Raw genomic sequence first — 19,136 nt, 5'->3', positions numbered from 1 at the left:
GTACACAATTTTCTAATTGACAGTTGACAATGGACAATTGACAATTAATGTCCATTGTCAATTAAATCTAATTGGTACTTCTGCTCAATTCCAAGAGAGTTTTATTGATGCATATCGCTATCATTGAACATCAAGGGACAAGAGTACTTCTTTCCCTTCAGCAAATCGTACTGAATCAGCTTATACTCCTCAAGTAAGCTTTTCTCCTCTGCTGTAAGTTCCGTTTTTATATTATTATCTGAGTCTACCATTACATCCAGCTTGAGCCCGGGGATGCGGGATTTTATATCCTGAAGCATTGCATAGTAAGGGCTAAGGGGTTGTTCTAACATATCTAATAAGGTCACACCTAAAAATGCAGGACTCATAGTGTTTAAAGCTCTTTTCTCCATGGAAAAATTAGAGTAAATAAACAAAGGAGTTTCTGATTTTAATCTTTCACTCTCATGGGGGTCAGCTTTTGTGAACCCTGCTTCCTCATAAACAGAGGTGCTGAAGGAGGGGAGATGGTCTCCGAAAAATACAACTATAGTAGGCTCAGTAAGCTCTGATAGGGCATCTGTCAAATTCCTCATTGCAAGAGCAGATTGCTTTATTCCCTGAGAGTAGGTTTCCAGTTCCTCTTTTAATTCCCCTTCCAGGCCGGTTATGGTGATAGAATTTGTACCGTGTCTTCCCGCTTGTATAGGAAGATGGTTCTGCATGGTTACAGCATGAATAAACATCGGCGAATCAGTGTTCTGCAACTTGTCCAGTACTTCATCTACCACTGCTTGGTCTGAGACATAGGCGTTCTCGCTTAGTCTGCTGATATGCTTCATATCAGTTTCACCTAAAAAACTATTAAAGCCTAGGGCAGAATAGACACTGTCTCTTGAGTAGAAAACTTTTTTATATGGATGTATGGCCAGGGTATCATAGCCCTTATCCTCCAAGAGGCTCACAATAGAAGGAAAGGCGGATTCCTTGCTTAGTGACTGCTGATAAGGTATAGAGCTCGGTATCAAGTTATACATGGATAGACCGGTAAGGGCTTCGAACTCTACATTGGCAGTATTACCACCAAACTCAGGAGATAAAAGCAAGCCTGAGGAATGTTTTGACATAATCTCGTATAGCTCCTTTATAGGATCTTCACTAAAACTTAGGCTTTCAAGTCTTGTGGGATCCCAAAAAGTTTCATCCATGACAAAGATAATATTTGGCTTTTCACCTTTGGTCAAAACATTTCTTTGCTTATTATACTCATTGGCTTTGAGTTTATATTTTTCAACTATTTGATTTATGGTCTCTTCTGAATAAGCTTCAGGCTCCTCCATAACATTGTTTTCCAGATTGGAGAGAAGGCCAAAGACGAAGCCATTAGTTTCATAATTCTCCGGCTGGTTCCAAAGCACAACCTCTACTCCGGCGCCGGCAGCAAGAACATTTATAAAACCTTCGCTAAAATGTAAGTAGGAATAGATTACAAATATTGATAAGGTAAAGGTAATAACTCTTAATCGAATTGAAACTTTCATCTTAGGAAGTTTTTTATATAAGTACACAAATGTTCCGCAAAGGAGCAAAATACCTATAATATGCAATAAGGAAACACTTCCTCCAATCATTTCAAAAAGGGACTTTATATTTCTTATCTGATAAAAGTCTATTGGATACAAGGGCTCGCCCAACACAGATATCTTCTTACTGTTTGAATATCCTATGGCTACAAGAATAATAAAGGTCACTGTTGAACTATAATATAGATTTCCAATAATAGAAAGCAGGAAGAGCTGAAGGAAGAATATAAAAACAAAGCTAAGCACGAATATACCAATGTTCTGTACTATCCAGTTAGTAACTGCCCATATATTATGAGATAACTGAAAAAATTGTAATATAAAGCAGGCTACCACGGATATTATAAAGGAGAATAATATAGCTTTACTGAAGCTGCCCTTTTTCAATAACTTTGATTTAAGAGATTTAATATTGATAAACATACTTGCCTCCATAACATATAGTTGGGAATCAATACTATTTAATATAGCACAAAACTTTTGAAAGTAAAACATGGTTTATATTTTTTCATGCATTATAATAATATACATATATGTTTAATCCCACCCATTGGAGTTTATTAACCCAATAATTAATATTGTATTGTAGAAAATCAACATGTAAATTCTCAATCGGGCTCTGAGAAAACCAGTATGGATAAAAAATACAGAAATTTATAAATCAATAGATGCTAATTTGGATTTATATGAAAAGTTAATAGAAGTTAAAGAAAACAAGGAAACCTTAGAGACAATTAGGGGGAATAAGTGAAAAAATTTTAAATTAATACGCTGCTTTTGTGGAACACTACCATAAGAATGAACTTATACTGGGAGGTAATTTTTATGGGTAATCATAGAGGCATGTCTGCGTGGCAGTTAGCCATGATGGCTTTGGGAACTGTAGTTGGTGGTTCATTTTTTCTTGGTTCTTCTGTAGCAATAAAAGCTGCAGGTCCTGCTGTACTAATTTCATATGTCTTAGGTGCAGTTCTGGTGTATTTTATATTATATTCATTATCCGAAATGACAGTGGCAAATGCAGCTCCCGGGTCTTTCCGAAGCTTTGCGGGAGATGTATTTGGTCCAGGTGTCAGCTTTGTTGTGGGCTGGGTTTACTGGACAGGACTAATCCTGGCAATGTCCAGTGAAGCCACGGCGGTATCCCTCTTAATCAGAGAATGGTTACCAGATATCTCTATTTCTTTGGTGGGCTCAATGATAATCATAGCTGTAACTTTGATCAACTTACTTGGCGCAGACAATTTAAGTAAGCTGGAAAGCAGTCTGGCTGCTATAAAACTCCTTGCAATTATAGCTTTTATTCTTATGGCCTTATCTATAATCAGTGGAATCATGCCTGGGATTACAAGGGTAGGATTAGGTGAATTAAACCGGGAAATGCTATTTCCTGCAGGGCTTGGAGGTGTTGCAGGAAGTATGCTCATAGTACTGCTTACATATGCCGGATTTGAAACTATCGGATTGGCAGCCTCGGAGGCACAAAACCCCGTTAAGACTGTTCCAAAAGCAATAAACTATACAGTATTTACTTTAGTTGGTTTATATGTAATCTGCATAGCAGTGATAATGCCGTTAGTACCAACTGATGCCCTAAACGAAGAAATCAGTCCCATGGTAGCGGCCTTAAACCGGTGGGGAATTGATTGGGCAGGTACAGTACTTAATATTGTTTTAATCACTGCAATACTATCAACTATGCTGGCAGCTATGTTTGGCTTAGGGAGAATGATACGGTCCTTGGCTTTGGACGGCCAAGCGCCTAAATGGCTTAAAACAATGGAGGATGTACCCAGGAGGGGAATAATTTTTTCCGGAATAGCTATGCTGGTTGGAATGTCTATGAGCCTTATCCTACCGGAGACCGTATATATATTTTTACTAAGCTCCAGTGGCTTTGCCCTCCTGTTTACCTATGCTGTTATTTTAGCAACCCACATCCGCTTCAGGAAAAAATATGGTTGTCCACCTAACGGGAAATGCCAGATGCCAGCTTATCCTTATTCAGATTGGATAGCCTTGACGGGACTTGTAGCCATAATAGTAAGCATGCCTTTAGTTCCTGGTCAAGGATCTGGGCTTATTGCAGGCCTGATAATAGTGGCTGTATACTCGTCTGCATATTTAGTAATGAGAAGTATCAAAAGGGTAAGAAAAAACCATAAAATTAATAACACCGGCATCGGTACACTTTCCAAGATGAGGATGAGCATGGAGGCTTCGGAAGAATTGACAGATAAAAATAGAGAAAGTGATAAAGATAGAAGCCATTAATTGGCTTCATATTTATTTCTCTATAGGAAATTATGTATTTAAGAAATTGTGGATAACTTTGATTATTTAAGTGTATCTGTATTTATCTAGGTGATTGCTATGAATAAGATAACCATAAAAATGATTCTGGAACATAAATGGTATGAATTCAAAGATAAGTTATCATATAGATTGCCTAAAGATATGCGAGAGCATATCTTTAATGTGGTTGAAAAATCTCTTCATTGTGGAGACATTAATAAAGGTTACGCTGAGTACATGTGTTTCAATTGTGGAGAGGGTATTAAAGCAGGGTTTGCTTGTAAAAGTAAGTTCTGTGTGAAATGTGGAAGGCTATACACGCTGAAATGGGTAGAAAAGCAGCAAGAGAATATGCTAAATGTAGTACATAGACATAGTGTATTTACTATACCTGAGGAACTGAGAAATTATTTTTATAAAAGAAGAGAGATGCTTAAAGACCTGATGGACGGAGTCTATCAGGTAATTGACTATTGGTACAAAAAACATAAGGGCAAGAGTTATGAGGTGGGTTTAATAGCGGTAATTCATACTTTTGTACGAGACTTAAAAAGAAATATTTTAAGGATTATAAAACTAGAAAATTAATTAGTACCTTGTACAGGGTATATAAAGATGGTTTTTATGTTAATGCAGATATTAATGACAAGATGTTTTTGCTAAAGAATAGTTATTAATATATAGTGGATCTATCTCAAACACATTCTTGAAAATCAAGATGAAAGAATAGCTACAAGCTATGTCGTGCAATATTGAAATTTGAGAAACTATTGAATTTAACCAATGCTTAGAAACAATATTCTATGTATATATGTTACTATAAATGTTGTTTGGGGTAAATGGAAAGAATTTAACATATTGTGACACGAATGCATGTTTACATGGATTGTTTTGTGGTTATCTTTAACAACAGGAGCTATTATGGTCAATTAAAAAGATTTGAGTACAGAAAAACAGACTGTATTTACGATTTAAATATAATATATTTCCATATTAATCCATTTTGTGATATAATGAATATTATTACTTGTTTATCAATATTGATGGAAACTATTTTGGTAAAAAAGTGTGGCTAAGGTAATAACAATATTAAGGAGTGTTCGTAACCTAATATTAGCTAGAATTATTTTTTACTATAAAACATCAGATTTTTAGTTATCCAAGAAAAGTTAACCATACTTTTATAGCGTTAATGTTTCAATTAGGAAATGAGGGCAATACTAAAAAAGTACCCATTAAAATAAGCGGAACGTACTCGAGAAGGCTCTTCAAATCAGATATATTTGATGGGACAGTTACAATAGATACCAAACATTTTTCAGGTGAGTCTGTAAGAATCAGTACAGATACTAAAGAGTTTTATGGGCTAAATGATGGTTTTGTTCTACATATAAGCTTTGCCATTGGTAAGAATAATAACTGAGAGGTGAAGCCATATGAAAAAAATTGCAATAGGATTAATTATCTTTGGATTCTTTAGTATTATAGAAGCAATAGTAAATGCTGTTAACGGGATGGCTGCTGCAGGGAATCCCGTAGATGAAAAATACATAAGGACAATGAAGCAGGATTTGTTATGCCTTATGATGGCATATCCGGAGTATGTAAAAGACATTGAGGGCGGCGACGTAAATGGTAAAGTGTATATTATAATGAAATCCGGCAAAAAGATTCTTTATGATGATAAAAGAAAGAAAAATCATGAAGAGAAACTTTCAAATCCGGACGTACAGGATATGCTTGAACAGATATATCCTCTTACTGCCACTAAGAAATTAATGGCAGAAAACTTTGATCCTGGACGGGCAAGGGTTTATGATTTACTGGCAGAGGTATATGGAGGAAGTCAAAGTGTAATCAATAAAAATCTTACAAATATAAAGGTTGGATATCACAATTGCCAATTTAATAAAAATAATCAGGCTGCAGAGGCCCTAAGGTCGGTGATGGAAGAACTAATACCTCTTTGCAAAAGTAATGGCAGAATTGAGAATTATGTCTTCCCTTTCAGCGGCAGCTTTAATTACCGAAAAATAGCAGGCACCAATAGACTAAGTCCTCACTCTTTTGGCATTGCCATTGACCTGGCAAGAGACAAAAGGGATTATTGGAAATGGGTATCTCATAAAGAAGGAGAGAAAAGACTATCAAGTTATCCAACAGAGCTGGTAGAATTGTTTGAAAAAAATAATTTCATTTGGGGTGGAAAGTGGTGGCATTTTGATATTTTACATTTTGAGTACAGACCGGAAATAATTATGAAGGCAAAATACTTTGGCAAGGAAAAGGAAGAAAAAGTGATGTGGCATGATGGGGCACCAATTAATGAAGCCGGAGTAAAAGAACTGATAGAAAAAATTGATAATAAACTAAAGCGCAGAGACTCAGCCTGAAAGTTGAGTCGTTTTTTCTTATTATGACATACTAATAATATGGCGGTGCAATAGACCTGGGAAGAAAAATGGTGTTGTAAAGCCCCATTATATAAAATATAATAAACTAAATGGACAATAATTTCCACTAGATTAAGGAGTTGATAAATAGATGATTGTAGATTGGTTTACAGGATTAACACCGGTGCTTCAGGCACTTTTAGCAACACTTTTTACATGGTTTCTGACAGCCTTGGGTGCAGCTATGGTGTTTATCTTTAAAAGTATCAATAAAAATGTTTTGAACGGAATGCTTGGATTTGCAGCAGGAGTTATGATAGCTGCAAGCTTCTGGTCACTGCTTTCACCAGCCATAGAGATGGCAGAACAGGCAGGAAAAACACCGTGGGTACCTGCAGTGACAGGATTTTTGGCAGGAGGAGCGTTCTTACTTTTAGTAGATAAGATCATGCCTCACTTACATATTGGTGCACCGGTAGAAGAGGCGGAGGGAATAAAGACCAGCTGGCAAAGAAGTGTTCTGTTGGTTTTAGCAATTACCCTGCATAATATACCTGAAGGACTAGCTGTTGGAGTTGCCTTCGGCGCTATAGCTGCAGATCTACCTACTGCCTCTTTAGCAGGAGCTGTTGCCTTGGCCATAGGTATAGGAATACAAAACTTTCCTGAGGGAGCGGCAGTTTCAATACCTTTAAGAAGAGAAGGCTTTTCCAGGTTTAAAAGCTTTATATACGGTCAAGCTTCCGGTATCGTAGAGCCTATTGCTGGAGTAATTGGAGCGGTAGCAGTAGTAGAAATCCAGAGCATACTTCCTTATGCCCTTTCCTTTGCTGCGGGAGCAATGATATATGTAGTGGTGGAAGAGTTAATACCTGAGGCACAGGAAGGAAGGCATACGGATATTGCAACCATTGGAGCACTGCTGGGTTTTGCAATAATGATGATACTGGATGTGGCACTGGGATAATACTATTGGTATCTGAATATAGAAACTCAATATAAGAAATAATAAAACTGTAGCGTAAATTTATTACTTAAGGAGATGCATAATATGAGCATGTATACCGGAGTAGTTAAGTGGTTTGATAACGAAAGAGGCTATGGTTTTATTTCTGCCAATAATGGTGATGAGATATTTGTACACAAGAACAGTATCAGAGGGGAAGCTAATGATAAGGAGCTTCATGAAGGAAGCCAAGTAACTTTTGACGTAGTTGAAGAAAAAAAGGGACCTATGGCAATTAATGTACAAAAACTATAATTATTTTTACAAGGCCTTCAAAGGTTACTAATACTTTTGGAGGTCTATATTTATAATTATGCATAATTTTAGTTTGTGAAGAATGTTAAGGAAATTTAAAAATAATTATTGATATTTGATGCAGAGCTGATATAATTAATGTGCTTATCAACATAGAAGAAAGCATAAATTTTCATAATTCTTATTAAAATAATACGCAAGGGTGAAGATGATGAACAACGTAAGAAAGCCATATATATGGGAAGCTCTTATTCCAATTATTGCATTGATTATTTTTCTTTCGGTTACCATAATAAAATTTGAAGGCAGTGCTCAGATTCCTCTTATGTTTGCAGCCTTGATTGCTGGAATCATGGCCATGAGATTGGGATGCAAATGGGAAGTTCTGGAAAAAAGCATTATAGACACAATCAGTATGTCAATGCAAGCTATACTGATTCTTATAATAATAGGAACAGTAATAGGTGCATGGATACTAAGCGGAACTGTTCCTGCTATGATCTTCTACGGATTAAAGGTACTATCGCCGGGAGTATTTCTTGTGGCATCTTGTATCATATGCTGTATAGTTGCACTTGCAACAGGAAGTTCTTGGACAACTGCAGGTACCGTAGGAGTAGCATTACTTGGAGTTGGACAAGGTCTTGGCATCGATACACCTTTGGTAGCTGGAGCTATTATATCCGGTGCATATTTTGGAGATAAGATTTCTCCTCTATCCGAAACAACCAATTTGGCACCGGCTATGGCTGGAGCAAAGCTTTTTGATCATGTGAGACATATGTTATACACCACAACACCAAGTTTGCTCATTTCACTTATGGTTTATGGACTTTTGGGGTTGAAATATGCAAATAAGGAATTAGATTACGTACAGATAAATCAACTTTTAGATGGAATTCAGGAACAATTTACAATAAGTCCTATATTACTAATACCACCAGTGATTGTAATAATACTTGTTGTAAAAAAGGTTCCAGCTATACCGGGATTATTTGCCGGAACGTTACTTGGTGCCATATTTGCAGTAATATTTCAGAATAAGGGGATTGGTGATATATTAAATGCGCTAAACACCGGATATGTATCAGAGACGGGGGTTGAGGCTGTAGATTTACTGCTGACCAGAGGGGGAGCTCAAAGCATGATGAGTACTATATCTCTGATTCTTTGCGCTATGACTTTCGGAGGTATAATGGAAAAGTCTGGATTCCTGCAGGTTATCGTTGAAAAGCTTCTATCCTATGCTAGAAGTACCGGTTCACTAGTATTAGTAACAATACTTTCCTGTATCTTTACAAATATAGTTACCGGAGATCAATATCTCTCAATAGTAATTCCGGGAAAGATGTATAAGGATGAGTATAACAGAAGAGATTTGCATCCCAAGAACTTATCCAGAGCACTTGAAGATTCAGGTACTCTAACATCCCCACTGGTTCCTTGGAATACCTGTGGTATGTTTATGTCAGGAGCACTAGGGGTAGCTACCCTTGCTTACTTGCCTTTCGCTTTCCTGAATTGGATAAACCCCATAGTATCTGTAATTTACGGATATACAGGAATTACAATGACAAAACTTGAAGAAGGAACTGAGGAAACTGTGGTTGCGGCAGAAGCCTCCTAATAATATGATAAACAATAATAAAGTCCAGCCTAACCGGGCTGGACTTTATTATTATGAAAAATATATAATCAGCTCTCTTCCTCATCGTCCACATAGTGTTCGATTTCATCTTCGTTGTAGTAGTCATAATCGTAATCAGAAATGTCGCTACTGTCATAGGGAGCTTCCTCTGCCAGGAAAAGCTTGTCGGTAAAATCATAAATCTTTTCAAGCATTAGTTCACGGTATTCATGAAATTTTATCAGGGGTAGGTCTTCTAAATCTCTAAGTATGTCTTCTAGCAAATCTTCAAGTATTGTAATTTTTCTTTTTAAGTTTGTACTCATAGTACAGCTCCTTCTTTATCTTTACGGTTTATTATATTTAAGTTAGAAAATGGATGCTACTAAAAAATATCATTTAATTACACAAATAGGTATATATGAATGTATGTTTTTTAAAATTTATATTAGGATTATCCATAGAGATATAGTATATATAGATTAGTGTAATACCATGGCTAGCAAATATAATGGCCAATTATCATGGAATGAAGATTAAATATTGCATAATTTAATTTATAGTGATATACTAGCATAGGCTTAGATTGCGTATTTGATTTTAAGATTATAATTGGTTATAGATATATTTGTCCTATAGGCGTTGATTTGAATAAGAATAAGGTTTTTAGAAGATGGTTTTAATTAAAATTACTCTGTAAGAATTAGTTCTTATAGAGTTTTTGTTTGTGGGTATAATATCTTTGATAGCAAAGATATATAAGTGGGCTGAATTATGGTTTTAGAAGCAATATGCGAAAATATTGTTTGAAAGAAGGAATATAAATGGAAGAAAATAAATTTTATGAATTAGGATTATCAAAGGAAGTACTTAGAGCAATAGATGATATGGGCTTTGAAGAGCCGTCAAGTATACAGGCGGAAATTATACCCGTGCTATTGGAGGGGTTTGACGCCATAGGTCAGGCTCAGACCGGTACAGGAAAGACTCTTGCCTTCGGTGCTCCAATTTTAAGTAAGATGAAGAGGATGGATGGTAAGATAAACAGCATAATTCTTACACCTACCAGAGAACTGGCTATTCAGGTAAATGACGAGTTAAACCGCATAGGAAAGTACGTAAGGGTAAAGCTGCTGCCGGTTTACGGAGGCCAGCCTATCGAAAGACAAATCGGTGCCCTTAGAAGAGGCATAGACATAGTTGTAGGAACTCCGGGAAGAGTTTTGGATTTAATCAGAAGAAATGTTATGGATTTAAGCGACATAAAGTTCTTAGTTCTCGACGAAGCTGATGAAATGTTAAATATGGGCTTTATAGATGATATTGAAGAGATCATCAACAGTTGCAGCAAGGAAAGGCAGACCATGCTGTTCTCAGCGACTATGCCTGATGAAATCAGAAAACTAGCCAGGAGATACATGAAGAGTGACACAAAACACATAACAATAGCAAAAAATGCTATGACTGTGTCTACTGTTAAACAGTATTACTATGAGATAAAACAGAAGGATAGGTTTGAATCCTTTTGCAGAATATTGGATGTGGATGAACCCACTTCCGCAATAATCTTCTGCAAAACTAAAAAGGGTGTTGATGAACTGGTAGAAGCCATGCAGGCCAGAGGCTACAATGTTGAAGGCATGCACGGTGATATGAACCAAAATCAGAGACTTAACACTTTAAGAAAGTTCAAAGAGGGAAATATTGAATTTCTGGTTGCTACTGACGTGGCAGCAAGAGGTATAGACGTTGAAAATGTAACTCACGTTATAAACTACGATCTGCCACAGGATATAGAATCCTACGTACACAGAATCGGTAGAACAGGAAGAGCAAACAGGGAGGGAATAGCCTATACTTTGGTTACTGCCAGAGAGTATAGGACCCTTAAACAGATTGAAAAGGTAACAAAGGGTAAGATAAAGAGAAGAGAAATACCTACGGTAGACGACATATTCCTCACAAAGTATAAGAATATGCTGTCAAGAGTGAAAGCTACCCTGGAAAAGGACACATATAAGAAGTTTGTACCTTTAGCAGCAGAGTTGGATGAGGAGTTCAATCTTGTGGATGTTGCTGCTGCTTTAATGGAAATGATATACAGTAAAGAAGTAAGCTACGATTACGAAGAGAATTCTATAGATACGGCCCCAAGCTTCATCAGACTGTTCTTAAGTGTAGGCCGTATGGATAGGGTTGATCCTAAGCTAATACTTAAGTTCTTCAACAACTATGCAGATGTAAACAGAGAAGATGTAGGCAATATTGATATTCTGGATAAGTTTACCTTTGTGGATGTATCTGACGAAGTGGTAGAAGATATCATAAAAAAATGCAATGGACAGAAGCTTTGTGGCCGAAGGATGAGAATCGAGGTTTCAAAACCAAGAATATAAAAGTAGCTATCATAAAAATTAAAGTTGTTGGAAAGTACATTCTAACAACTTTTTTGCATACTGGAAGATATCTTTTTCTATAAATGAAAGGAGTAATTATGAAATTCATAGGATACCGTACCATAAAAACTGCTATTGGCGCTGCTATAGCCATGATGATTGCCAAGGAGCTTGGACTTAAATACTCTGTGGCGGCAGGGGTAATAGCAATCCTGAGTACCCAAAGTACCAGGAGACAGTCTGTACAAATAGCACTTCAGCGGTTAGGTGCATTTTTTTTGGCATTAGCAATATCAACAATCTTATTCCTTGTTTTTGGCTATAATCCATTAGTATTTGGAGTCTTTCTATTAATTTTTATTCCCTTGGCTGTAAGGCTAAAAGTAGCTGAAGGAATAGTTGTTAACTCCGTACTGGTTACCCACCTATTGGTGGAAAACACCGTAGCAGTAGAGTGGCTTTTTAATGAGTTGTCATTAATGCTGGTAGGGGCAGGTACAGCCCTTTTACTTAATCTCTATATGCCCAGTGTAGAAGGTCAGCTTAAAGAGGATCAAAGTTATATCGAGGAGACTATAAAGACAATTCTAATAAATATGGCTCAGGCCTTAAGGAATCAGCATGTAACTATAAGGGAAGAAGAACTATTTAACGGTTTAGAAAGTAGATTGGAAGCCGCAAGAAAGAGGGCCTATAGGAACTCAAACAATTACTTGTTCTCTGAAAGCAACTATTACGTAGAATATATGGAAATGAGGGTACAGCAATTGCATACCCTAAAAAGATTGAGGGGACACTTCCGCCGGTTTTTCATGACCTATGAGCAGACTATAATGATGGCCGAATTTACTGAAAAGGTGGCCAAGGAACTACATGAACAGAATACTGCACTGGGGCTTCTCCAAGACTTAAATTCACTAAGAGAGAGTTACAAGGTAATGAACCTGCCTAGCACCAGGGAAGAGTTTGAGAACAGGGCTATGCTCTATCAATTCATGAATGACCTTGAAGAATTTCTAGCCATTAAATATGAATTTAAAAAGAACCATACTAATTGAAAACTGTGTTTTATCACAGTTTTTAAAATTAATAATTAAAATATAAGAATTAAGAATGGAAGGAAGATTTTACGCTGTTTCTCTGCGGAAAATCTTTTATTTTATAATCTGCTACAATCAGTGAAGAGAGATTAATACACTTTAAAAATTCATATTGTTAGTAACGTTTTCTCTTACAGGTGCTAATTTCCCAATATTTCAGGTAGCCACATTAATCAATAGTAAGTAGATGGTTTTTGCAGGTTTTCTTGCTCTGGATACATTATAATGTATCCATTTTGTCTGTGTGCCCGGCATGGGTGACAGCTTGGCGGTGAAAGTCCGCTATGGGCTTGGTAGTGGGAACCATTAGCCAATGGCAAGGGTGTCCATCGTGAGGTGGAATCTGAAGGAAGCCGGAGGCAAAGTCCTGGCTCGATGAACAAGAAACACATATGAGGCTGATTTGAGGCGGATGAGTTTGCAGAACAAAACAAAATCCAACACTACCCGAACCTCATACAGTAAATGTGGCGAGCATATGGGATGAAGGCGGTCGCTCTTACCCGGGGAGGTCTAACAGATACACCACTAAAGGAATGAAATTTCCTAATGGTAACCTACTCAGTGATGGGTAGCTGAACTGTTAGAAGTCAGCAGAGGTCATAGTACTACGAAATACGCGTTATCGTGGGAAGGACCGAACGTTAGGAGGTTTTGAATTTTGAAGACTTCGAGAGATATTCAAAGATTGCAGAAAACTGAATATACAGGCTACCCTGTTGATAATAGTGTGGAACACGAAGGTAAACAAGGAGTGCATAGAGTATCTCCGGCAGTCCCAGAAGGAAGAACTAATGCACAAGAATACGGAACCCTTGAGAGAATACTCTCAAGGGAAAATATGCAAAGAGCATATAAGAGAGTAGTTGCTAACAAAGGTAGCCACGGAGTGGATGGGATGGCAACCGATGAACTTCGGGATTTCCTAATACGAGAGTGGCCAGAAATAAAATTAGCAATACTACACGGGGAATATAAACCACAACCAGTTAGAAGAGTGGAGATTCCAAAGCCTAATGGAGGAATTCGACTACTTGGGATACCAACTGTGCTCGATAGGCTAATACAACAGGCGATAGCCCAAGAATTAACACTAACATTTGATAAGGGCTTTTCTAATAATAGTTATGGTTTCAGACCAAACAGAAGCGCAAAAGATGCAGTAAAGAAGGCAAATGAATACATAAATGAAGGATACAGATGGGTTGTAGATTTAGACCTTGAAAAATTCTTCGACAAAGTGAATCACGATATTTTGATGAGTCGTGTAGCAAGAAGGGTTAAAGACAAAAGGGTACTGAAGCTAATAAGAGCCTATCTAACATCTGGAGTTATGTTAAATGGAATAAAAGTAAAGAATGAAGAAGGGACACCGCAGGGAGGGCCATTAAGCCCACTTTTAGCAAATATAATCCTTGATGATTTAGATAAAGAATTAGAAAGAAGAGGGCATAAATTTTGCAGATATGCAGATGACTGTAATATATTTGTTAAAAGTGAAAGAGCAGCCCAAAGAGTCAAAGAGAACATAACTGAATATATTGAAAAAGTTCTTAAACTAAAAGTAAATAGGCAGAAAAGCGCAGTTGATAGACCATGGAAAAGGAAATTTCTTGGATTTTCATTCTATTTAATGAAAGGTAAATCTTATATAAGAATAGCAGAAGAAAGCATAAAGAAGTTCAAGAACAAAATAAGGGAAATAACGAGTCGAAGAAATCCTTTAAGCACAGAAGAAAGAATTAACAAACTCAATCCAATAATCATTGGATGGGTAAACTACTTTTCCCTTGCAAAAGGGAAGAAACACATGGAAGAATTAGACCAATGGATAAGAAGAAGATTAAGAATGTGTGAATGGAAACTATGGAAAAAGGTCAGAACAAGGATAAGGAATCTGATAAAATTAGGAATGAGGCCTTATTTTGCAAAAATATATGCCAATACCCGAAAAGGATACTGGCATATAGCAAACAGCCACATCCTATCAACAACTCTAACTAACGAATATTTTAACCAATTAGGTTATAAAAGCCTAATCTCACAGTATTCTAAAATGCATGTAAACTAACGAACCGCCGTATACCAGGCCGGTACGTACGGTGGTGTGAGAGGACGCTGAATAAAATAATTATTCAGCTCCTACTCGATTTGTAGCATAAAAGTACTTAAAACTAGGAAAAGGTCGACTTTTTTATGGATGACTATGCGAAAGCACTGTACTTTAAGTTCATCATAGTATTCATCAGTTCTAAAGAACTGTCATACAATATTTAATTAAGGTCTTACTCCTTCTAATGTTTGTTATTACACAAATATTAATAATGAGAATGGATTAATGAAAATGTTGAAATGAAATTTCAAAAGAAGTGGTCATAGGAAAGCCACTTCTTTTCACTTCATGACTTAAACTTTATTGTTACTGATTTAAGTATGTACTTTGACTACTAATAACCAACGCGATGATCTTCATTATAATATGTCTTTGTTTCATACCCTTCGCCGCATAAGCACTGATATTTATCATGTAAAATATCAGCTATAACTGTACAGTTAAAATTAACACCATTCATATAATGCGGGTGAGTGTATGCTTTTGTGCGATATTCCATATAACTGTCAACTTTGTAATATCTGTGACGACCATCTTCCCAGTAGTAACATGGAACATACATTGGCTTAATGTCTGCTGCCAAGGCACTAAGTGGAGAGCTTAGAATTACAACGCTTGTTAAGAGAAAAGCAAACATTTTTTTAGTGATATTTTTTCTCATTTTATTCATCCCCCTTAAATTGTTATGAAGTGTTTTTCAATATTATAACAATAATATTATAATATTGAAATTATGTAATGTAAATAGTATAATTACAAAATAATGATATTTATGGGGGTGTGTTTATGAAAAGAATGTTATGTTTAATCATTTTTATAATATCTATTATAGGTATGACATCATGTAAAAATGAGCAGATATTTGATATTAATAACTATAATAAAAAAGAATTTGTTGAGTATTTGACATCTGATTATTTCAAGGGGAGATTAACTGGAACTGATGGAAATAGAAATACAGAGGCGTTTTTGAGTGAAGTTATGGAAAAGAAAGGACTTGAGAAACTGAAAGGAAACTCTTTTTATCAAGAGTACTCTCATCAATACTATAAAATGGATAATTCAAATATAAGGCTATCTGCTAAATTGAGTAATGGTGAAATGAAAAATTTTGCATATGGAAAAGATTTTGCTCCTCAAAATTATATTGCTGAGTTGGATCTTACCGCTACAGTAACTTTAAATGCATATGATGAAAATTTTAAAGATAGTTTTGTTATTCTTGAAGATTATTCTAAAGTAAAAGATATTTATGGAAAGTGTAAAGGTATTTTCGTGAAGGAAGACAATTTTAAGTTAAATATAAATGTATCTCAGCAGAACTTTCCTATTGTTCAAATAAGTGATGATGTTTATGATTTTTTCAAGTCAACGGAAGTGAGCAGTGTTGAACTCAAATACTCGTTGGAGCAACAGAATATTCTAGTAAATAATATGATTGGGAAAATATCTGGAACTAATGAAAGAAAAGCTATAGTAGTATCTGCCCATTTTGACCATGTGGGAGTTTTAGACAATATTCTAATTCCCGGTGCAACAGATAATTCTACAGGTATTGCGGTAGTTTTAGATGTGGCGGATAAGTTGAAAAAATATTATGAAGATAGGCAGCCTCAATCAGATATTTTAATCTGCTTGTTTAATGGTGAGGAGTCAGGAAGGCAAGGAAGTACAGCTTTCGTTGATAGCATTAAAGGAGAATATAGCAGTATCTATAACATTAATGTAGACACTGTGGGAATTTCTAAAGATAAAGACTTACTATTAATATGCGGATCAAGTAAAGATAAGGAATTGACCCAATCTATTGATGAACACTTTAGAGGTAGAGGATTTAAATGTGAGGTTGTGGATGAGGGCTATGAAAGTGACCATATTTCATTTTTGAATAACAATATTGCGGCAGTTAATCTTGGTCAGAAGAGCATAGAGAATATACATAGTTCAAATGATAAGGCAGATCTTGTTGACTATGAATATTTAGAGAGGCTAAGTGATGAATTATTTAGTTATATTATTGCTAATGATAAGAATAGTTTTAGTCTCAAAAGCAACAATGACAGTTTCAGAGAGTCACCCTTTACTGAAGAACAGGAAGAAGTAATTGAAAAATCTAAAAAAGAATTAGAGTATGGACAATATAAGTTTATTTCTATTAATGATATAACGATATTAGTAGAAAATAGTTCGCTAAAGTTTTCAAAGATGGACCAATTAAAAGATATATATGACGAGATATATTTACCGGTGAAACTTGGTAGCTATAGCTTTGTATTAGGAGAGATAAAACAAGAAATCAAACCAAGAGAAGGAGAAAACGCAGTAAAGGATAGAGTATATAATATGACATATAATATAAATGACATAGATAGGATAGATCTTACCTATAAGCATAAAGACACTGGAGAGGTTTTAAATATTAAACTATTAGGAGAGAATTCATGGAGTGATAAAGAACATTATATTATTGACCAGACTGTAATACTACCTTCTGACTTCAAAATACTAAGAAATAAAGAAGATAATAATATTACTTCAATATATAAACAAATATATAAGGGAAAAAATGTATTTCATTTAATAATCTCTAAAGGTTTTGAAGAAACTGTAGAGTATCAGGGAGAAAAAATTACAGGAATACGAATCAATTGGTTTGAAGGAGATACAGAAAAGATTAATGTTTTTATAAATGAAAATGAATTAGAAAAAATAGAAGAAGGGTTATGTAAATAGGGGTGAGCATCCATAGATTGCTTAAATCAAATCTATGGATGTTCTTATTTGTATGTGTATCTGGTAAACATGAAAATAATAACTAAAGAATTATATGAGAGGAGAAATAGTTATGAAGGAACTAGATATACCGGATATTGATCTGAAAAAGGAATTAAAGAGATGCAAAAGCATGGAGGACTTAGTTGGCAAGGATGGCTTAATGCAACGGCTTTTCGGTAACATCATTCAACAATTCCTTGAGGCTAATTGGGGAAGCAAATATCCAATAGTTATACAGTCATGGCATAACAATTGGGAAAACTTATCTACATATTTTGATTTCCCACCAGAAATACGTAGGATAATATACACTACGAATGCACTTGAAGGCTTTAATAGACAAATCATCACTAAGTACAATATCAATCTCTACCGTAGGTTTGTTGCTATAAGCTCCTAATACTGTAAAGTAAATTAATGAAAGTATTAATACTAATGCTCTTTTAAACAATATTCTATCCACCTCCATTAATAAAGATTGAATTTATATAATTTTGATTTGTGACATAATTTACCATGTATAATTTACCATTCTTTTTTGCATTTGCTAATACATTTCTTATAGAATAAAATATATTTATGGTATTTTATTGGGAGGGGTAGTATGAGAAGTTTTATAAGGCGAGCAAATGCATTGATTCTAATGCTTACATTGATTATGACACTGTTTGTTGGGGCAGCCTGTAATAGGGAAGAGGTTGCATTAGAAAAGGAAGATGCAAAGGTAACCAGCAGTAATGTGGACGTCAAGAAGAAAGAAAAAAGAGCTGATGTTGAAGAAAAAGAGGAAGCTTCAACGGAAAAGAAATATGGTGATGTTAAGGGCTTTCTTTGGGAACTAAATAAGGATAATACTAAAGTATACATGTATGGCTCTATACATGTGGGCGATAAGAATTTGTATCCTCTGCATCAGGTAGTGGAGGATGCCTTTGAAAGCTCGGATGTGGTGGTTGGAGAAATTGACATGACAAATACAGCTAAGCTTACAGACCAGGCCTTTCAGTTGGTATATACCAATGGAGAAACGGTACTGGACCATCTCTCTGAGGAAGGAAAAAAGAAGATTGATGAGGTTTGTGAGGAGCTTGACTTTAACTATACCCTATTGAAAACTCAAAAAATATGGTCCTTTGGGTCCTTTTTATCAGGGTATCAGATGAAAAAGGCAGGCTATGATGCAAACTATGGCATAGATATGTACTTTATGAATAAGGCGAAGGGTAATAAGAGGATAGAAGAACTGGAAGGTGCAGAGTTCCAGTTTGATATGCTGAACAACTTTACTGACGAAGAGCAGGAAAAGTATTTTATAATGAGCCTGACTAATCTTGAAGAGACCAAAAAAGACTTGGATGAGCTATTTGAAATCTATAAGTCTGGAGATGAATCTGCCATGCTTAAGGCCTTGGGAGAGGAAGATAGGAGTACAAACTACTATAAAAAGATGATATTAGATAGAAATATAAATATGACCTCAAAGATTGAAGGCTATTTAAATACCGGAGATACTTATTTTGTAGTTGCTGGACTGGCTCATTTAATTGGTGAGGACGGTATTGTAAAGATGCTTCAGGATAAGGGGTATACAGTAATAAGAAAATAAAATGCAGA

15 protein-coding genes and 1 pseudogene are annotated in these 19,136 nt (G+C 35.7%); 13 read left to right on the top strand and 3 right to left on the bottom strand.

Features of this window, described 5'->3' with window-relative positions:
- Positions 1–101: 101 nt before the first annotated feature.
- A complete protein-coding gene (locus FHY60_RS16400; RefSeq protein ID WP_163215799.1) occupies positions 102–1,985 on the bottom strand; it encodes an LTA synthase family protein in 1,884 nt (627 codons plus the stop codon).
- 402 nt (positions 1,986–2,387) lie between these two features.
- On the opposite strand from FHY60_RS16400, the gene FHY60_RS16395 reads away from it, so the two are divergent.
- The 7 genes from FHY60_RS16395 (at position 2,388) to nhaC (ending at position 9,138) form a co-directional block, all read left to right on the top strand.
- Positions 2,388–3,836 carry an amino acid permease gene (locus FHY60_RS16395; protein ID WP_139906032.1) on the top strand — a complete coding sequence of 483 codons (1,449 nt, stop codon included), beginning with the start codon at positions 2,388–2,390 and terminating at the stop codon, positions 3,834–3,836.
- Positions 3,837–3,935: 99 nt separating this feature from the next.
- A complete protein-coding gene (locus FHY60_RS16390) occupies positions 3,936–4,445 on the top strand; it encodes a transposase zinc-binding domain-containing protein (protein ID WP_139906031.1) in 510 nt (169 codons plus the stop codon).
- A gap of 604 nt (positions 4,446–5,049) precedes the next feature.
- The gene (locus FHY60_RS18070) at positions 5,050–5,280 is read left to right on the top strand and encodes a hypothetical protein (protein WP_180375425.1); all 231 of its coding nucleotides are present in this window, start codon (positions 5,050–5,052) and stop codon (positions 5,278–5,280) included.
- Between the two features lie 13 nt (positions 5,281–5,293).
- Positions 5,294–6,250 (top strand): M15 family metallopeptidase, encoded by a 957-nt coding sequence (locus tag FHY60_RS16385; protein ID WP_139906030.1) that lies wholly within the window; start codon positions 5,294–5,296, stop codon positions 6,248–6,250.
- 151 nt (positions 6,251–6,401) lie between these two features.
- Positions 6,402–7,217, top strand: a complete 816-nt coding sequence (locus FHY60_RS16380; protein WP_139906029.1) for a ZIP family metal transporter — start codon at positions 6,402–6,404, stop codon at positions 7,215–7,217.
- Between the two features lie 84 nt (positions 7,218–7,301).
- Positions 7,302–7,511: a cold-shock protein gene (locus FHY60_RS16375; protein WP_139906028.1), complete on the top strand. Its 210-nt coding sequence runs from the start codon at positions 7,302–7,304 to the stop codon at positions 7,509–7,511.
- 211 nt (positions 7,512–7,722) lie between these two features.
- On the top strand, positions 7,723–9,138 hold the full coding sequence (nhaC, locus tag FHY60_RS16370) for a Na+/H+ antiporter NhaC (protein ID WP_139906027.1): 1,416 nt from the start codon (positions 7,723–7,725) through the stop codon (positions 9,136–9,138).
- A gap of 68 nt (positions 9,139–9,206) precedes the next feature.
- On the opposite strand, the gene FHY60_RS16365 is transcribed toward nhaC, so the two are convergent.
- Entirely contained in the window at positions 9,207–9,464 is a 258-nt protein-coding gene (locus tag FHY60_RS16365) for a hypothetical protein (RefSeq protein WP_139906026.1), read from the bottom strand.
- Positions 9,465–9,962: 498 nt separating this feature from the next.
- Here FHY60_RS16365 and FHY60_RS16360 point away from each other — a divergent pair, with 498 nt between their 5' ends.
- The 3 genes from FHY60_RS16360 (at position 9,963) to ltrA (ending at position 14,705) form a co-directional block, all read left to right on the top strand.
- Positions 9,963–11,534 (top strand): DEAD/DEAH box helicase, encoded by a 1,572-nt coding sequence (locus FHY60_RS16360; RefSeq protein WP_139906025.1) that lies wholly within the window; start codon positions 9,963–9,965, stop codon positions 11,532–11,534.
- Positions 11,535–11,632: 98 nt separating this feature from the next.
- Positions 11,633–12,592, top strand: a complete 960-nt coding sequence (locus FHY60_RS16355; protein ID WP_139906024.1) for an aromatic acid exporter family protein — start codon at positions 11,633–11,635, stop codon at positions 12,590–12,592.
- Between the two features lie 703 nt (positions 12,593–13,295).
- The gene (gene ltrA, locus FHY60_RS16345) at positions 13,296–14,705 is read left to right on the top strand and encodes a group II intron reverse transcriptase/maturase (RefSeq protein WP_139906023.1); all 1,410 of its coding nucleotides are present in this window, start codon (positions 13,296–13,298) and stop codon (positions 14,703–14,705) included.
- 376 nt (positions 14,706–15,081) lie between these two features.
- Here the strand turns inward: ltrA and FHY60_RS16340 are convergent, their stop codons facing one another.
- On the bottom strand, positions 15,082–15,408 hold the full coding sequence (locus FHY60_RS16340; RefSeq protein ID WP_139906022.1) for a hypothetical protein: 327 nt from the start codon (positions 15,406–15,408) through the stop codon (positions 15,082–15,084).
- Between the two features lie 125 nt (positions 15,409–15,533).
- On the opposite strand from FHY60_RS16340, the gene FHY60_RS16335 reads away from it, so the two are divergent.
- The 3 genes and pseudogenes from FHY60_RS16335 to FHY60_RS16325 all read left to right on the top strand — a co-directional run bounded on the left by FHY60_RS16335 (position 15,534) and on the right by FHY60_RS16325 (position 19,128).
- Positions 15,534–17,480 (top strand): M28 family metallopeptidase, encoded by a 1,947-nt coding sequence (locus FHY60_RS16335; protein WP_139906021.1) that lies wholly within the window; start codon positions 15,534–15,536, stop codon positions 17,478–17,480.
- Between the two features lie 238 nt (positions 17,481–17,718).
- Positions 17,719–17,868, top strand: a pseudogene (locus FHY60_RS16330) (transposase); the annotation flags it as partial.
- A 258-nt stretch (positions 17,869–18,126) separates the two neighbouring features.
- The gene (locus FHY60_RS16325) at positions 18,127–19,128 is read left to right on the top strand and encodes a TraB/GumN family protein (protein ID WP_139906020.1); all 1,002 of its coding nucleotides are present in this window, start codon (positions 18,127–18,129) and stop codon (positions 19,126–19,128) included.
- Positions 19,129–19,136: the final 8 nt, after the last annotated feature.

Source organism: Clostridium thermarum (assembly GCF_006351925.1).
Lineage (GTDB): Bacteria > Bacillota > Clostridia > Clostridiales > Clostridiaceae > Clostridium_AU > Clostridium_AU thermarum.
Note: the sequence above shows the minus strand (reverse complement) of the source record. Positions and strands in the feature narration are given on the sequence as shown.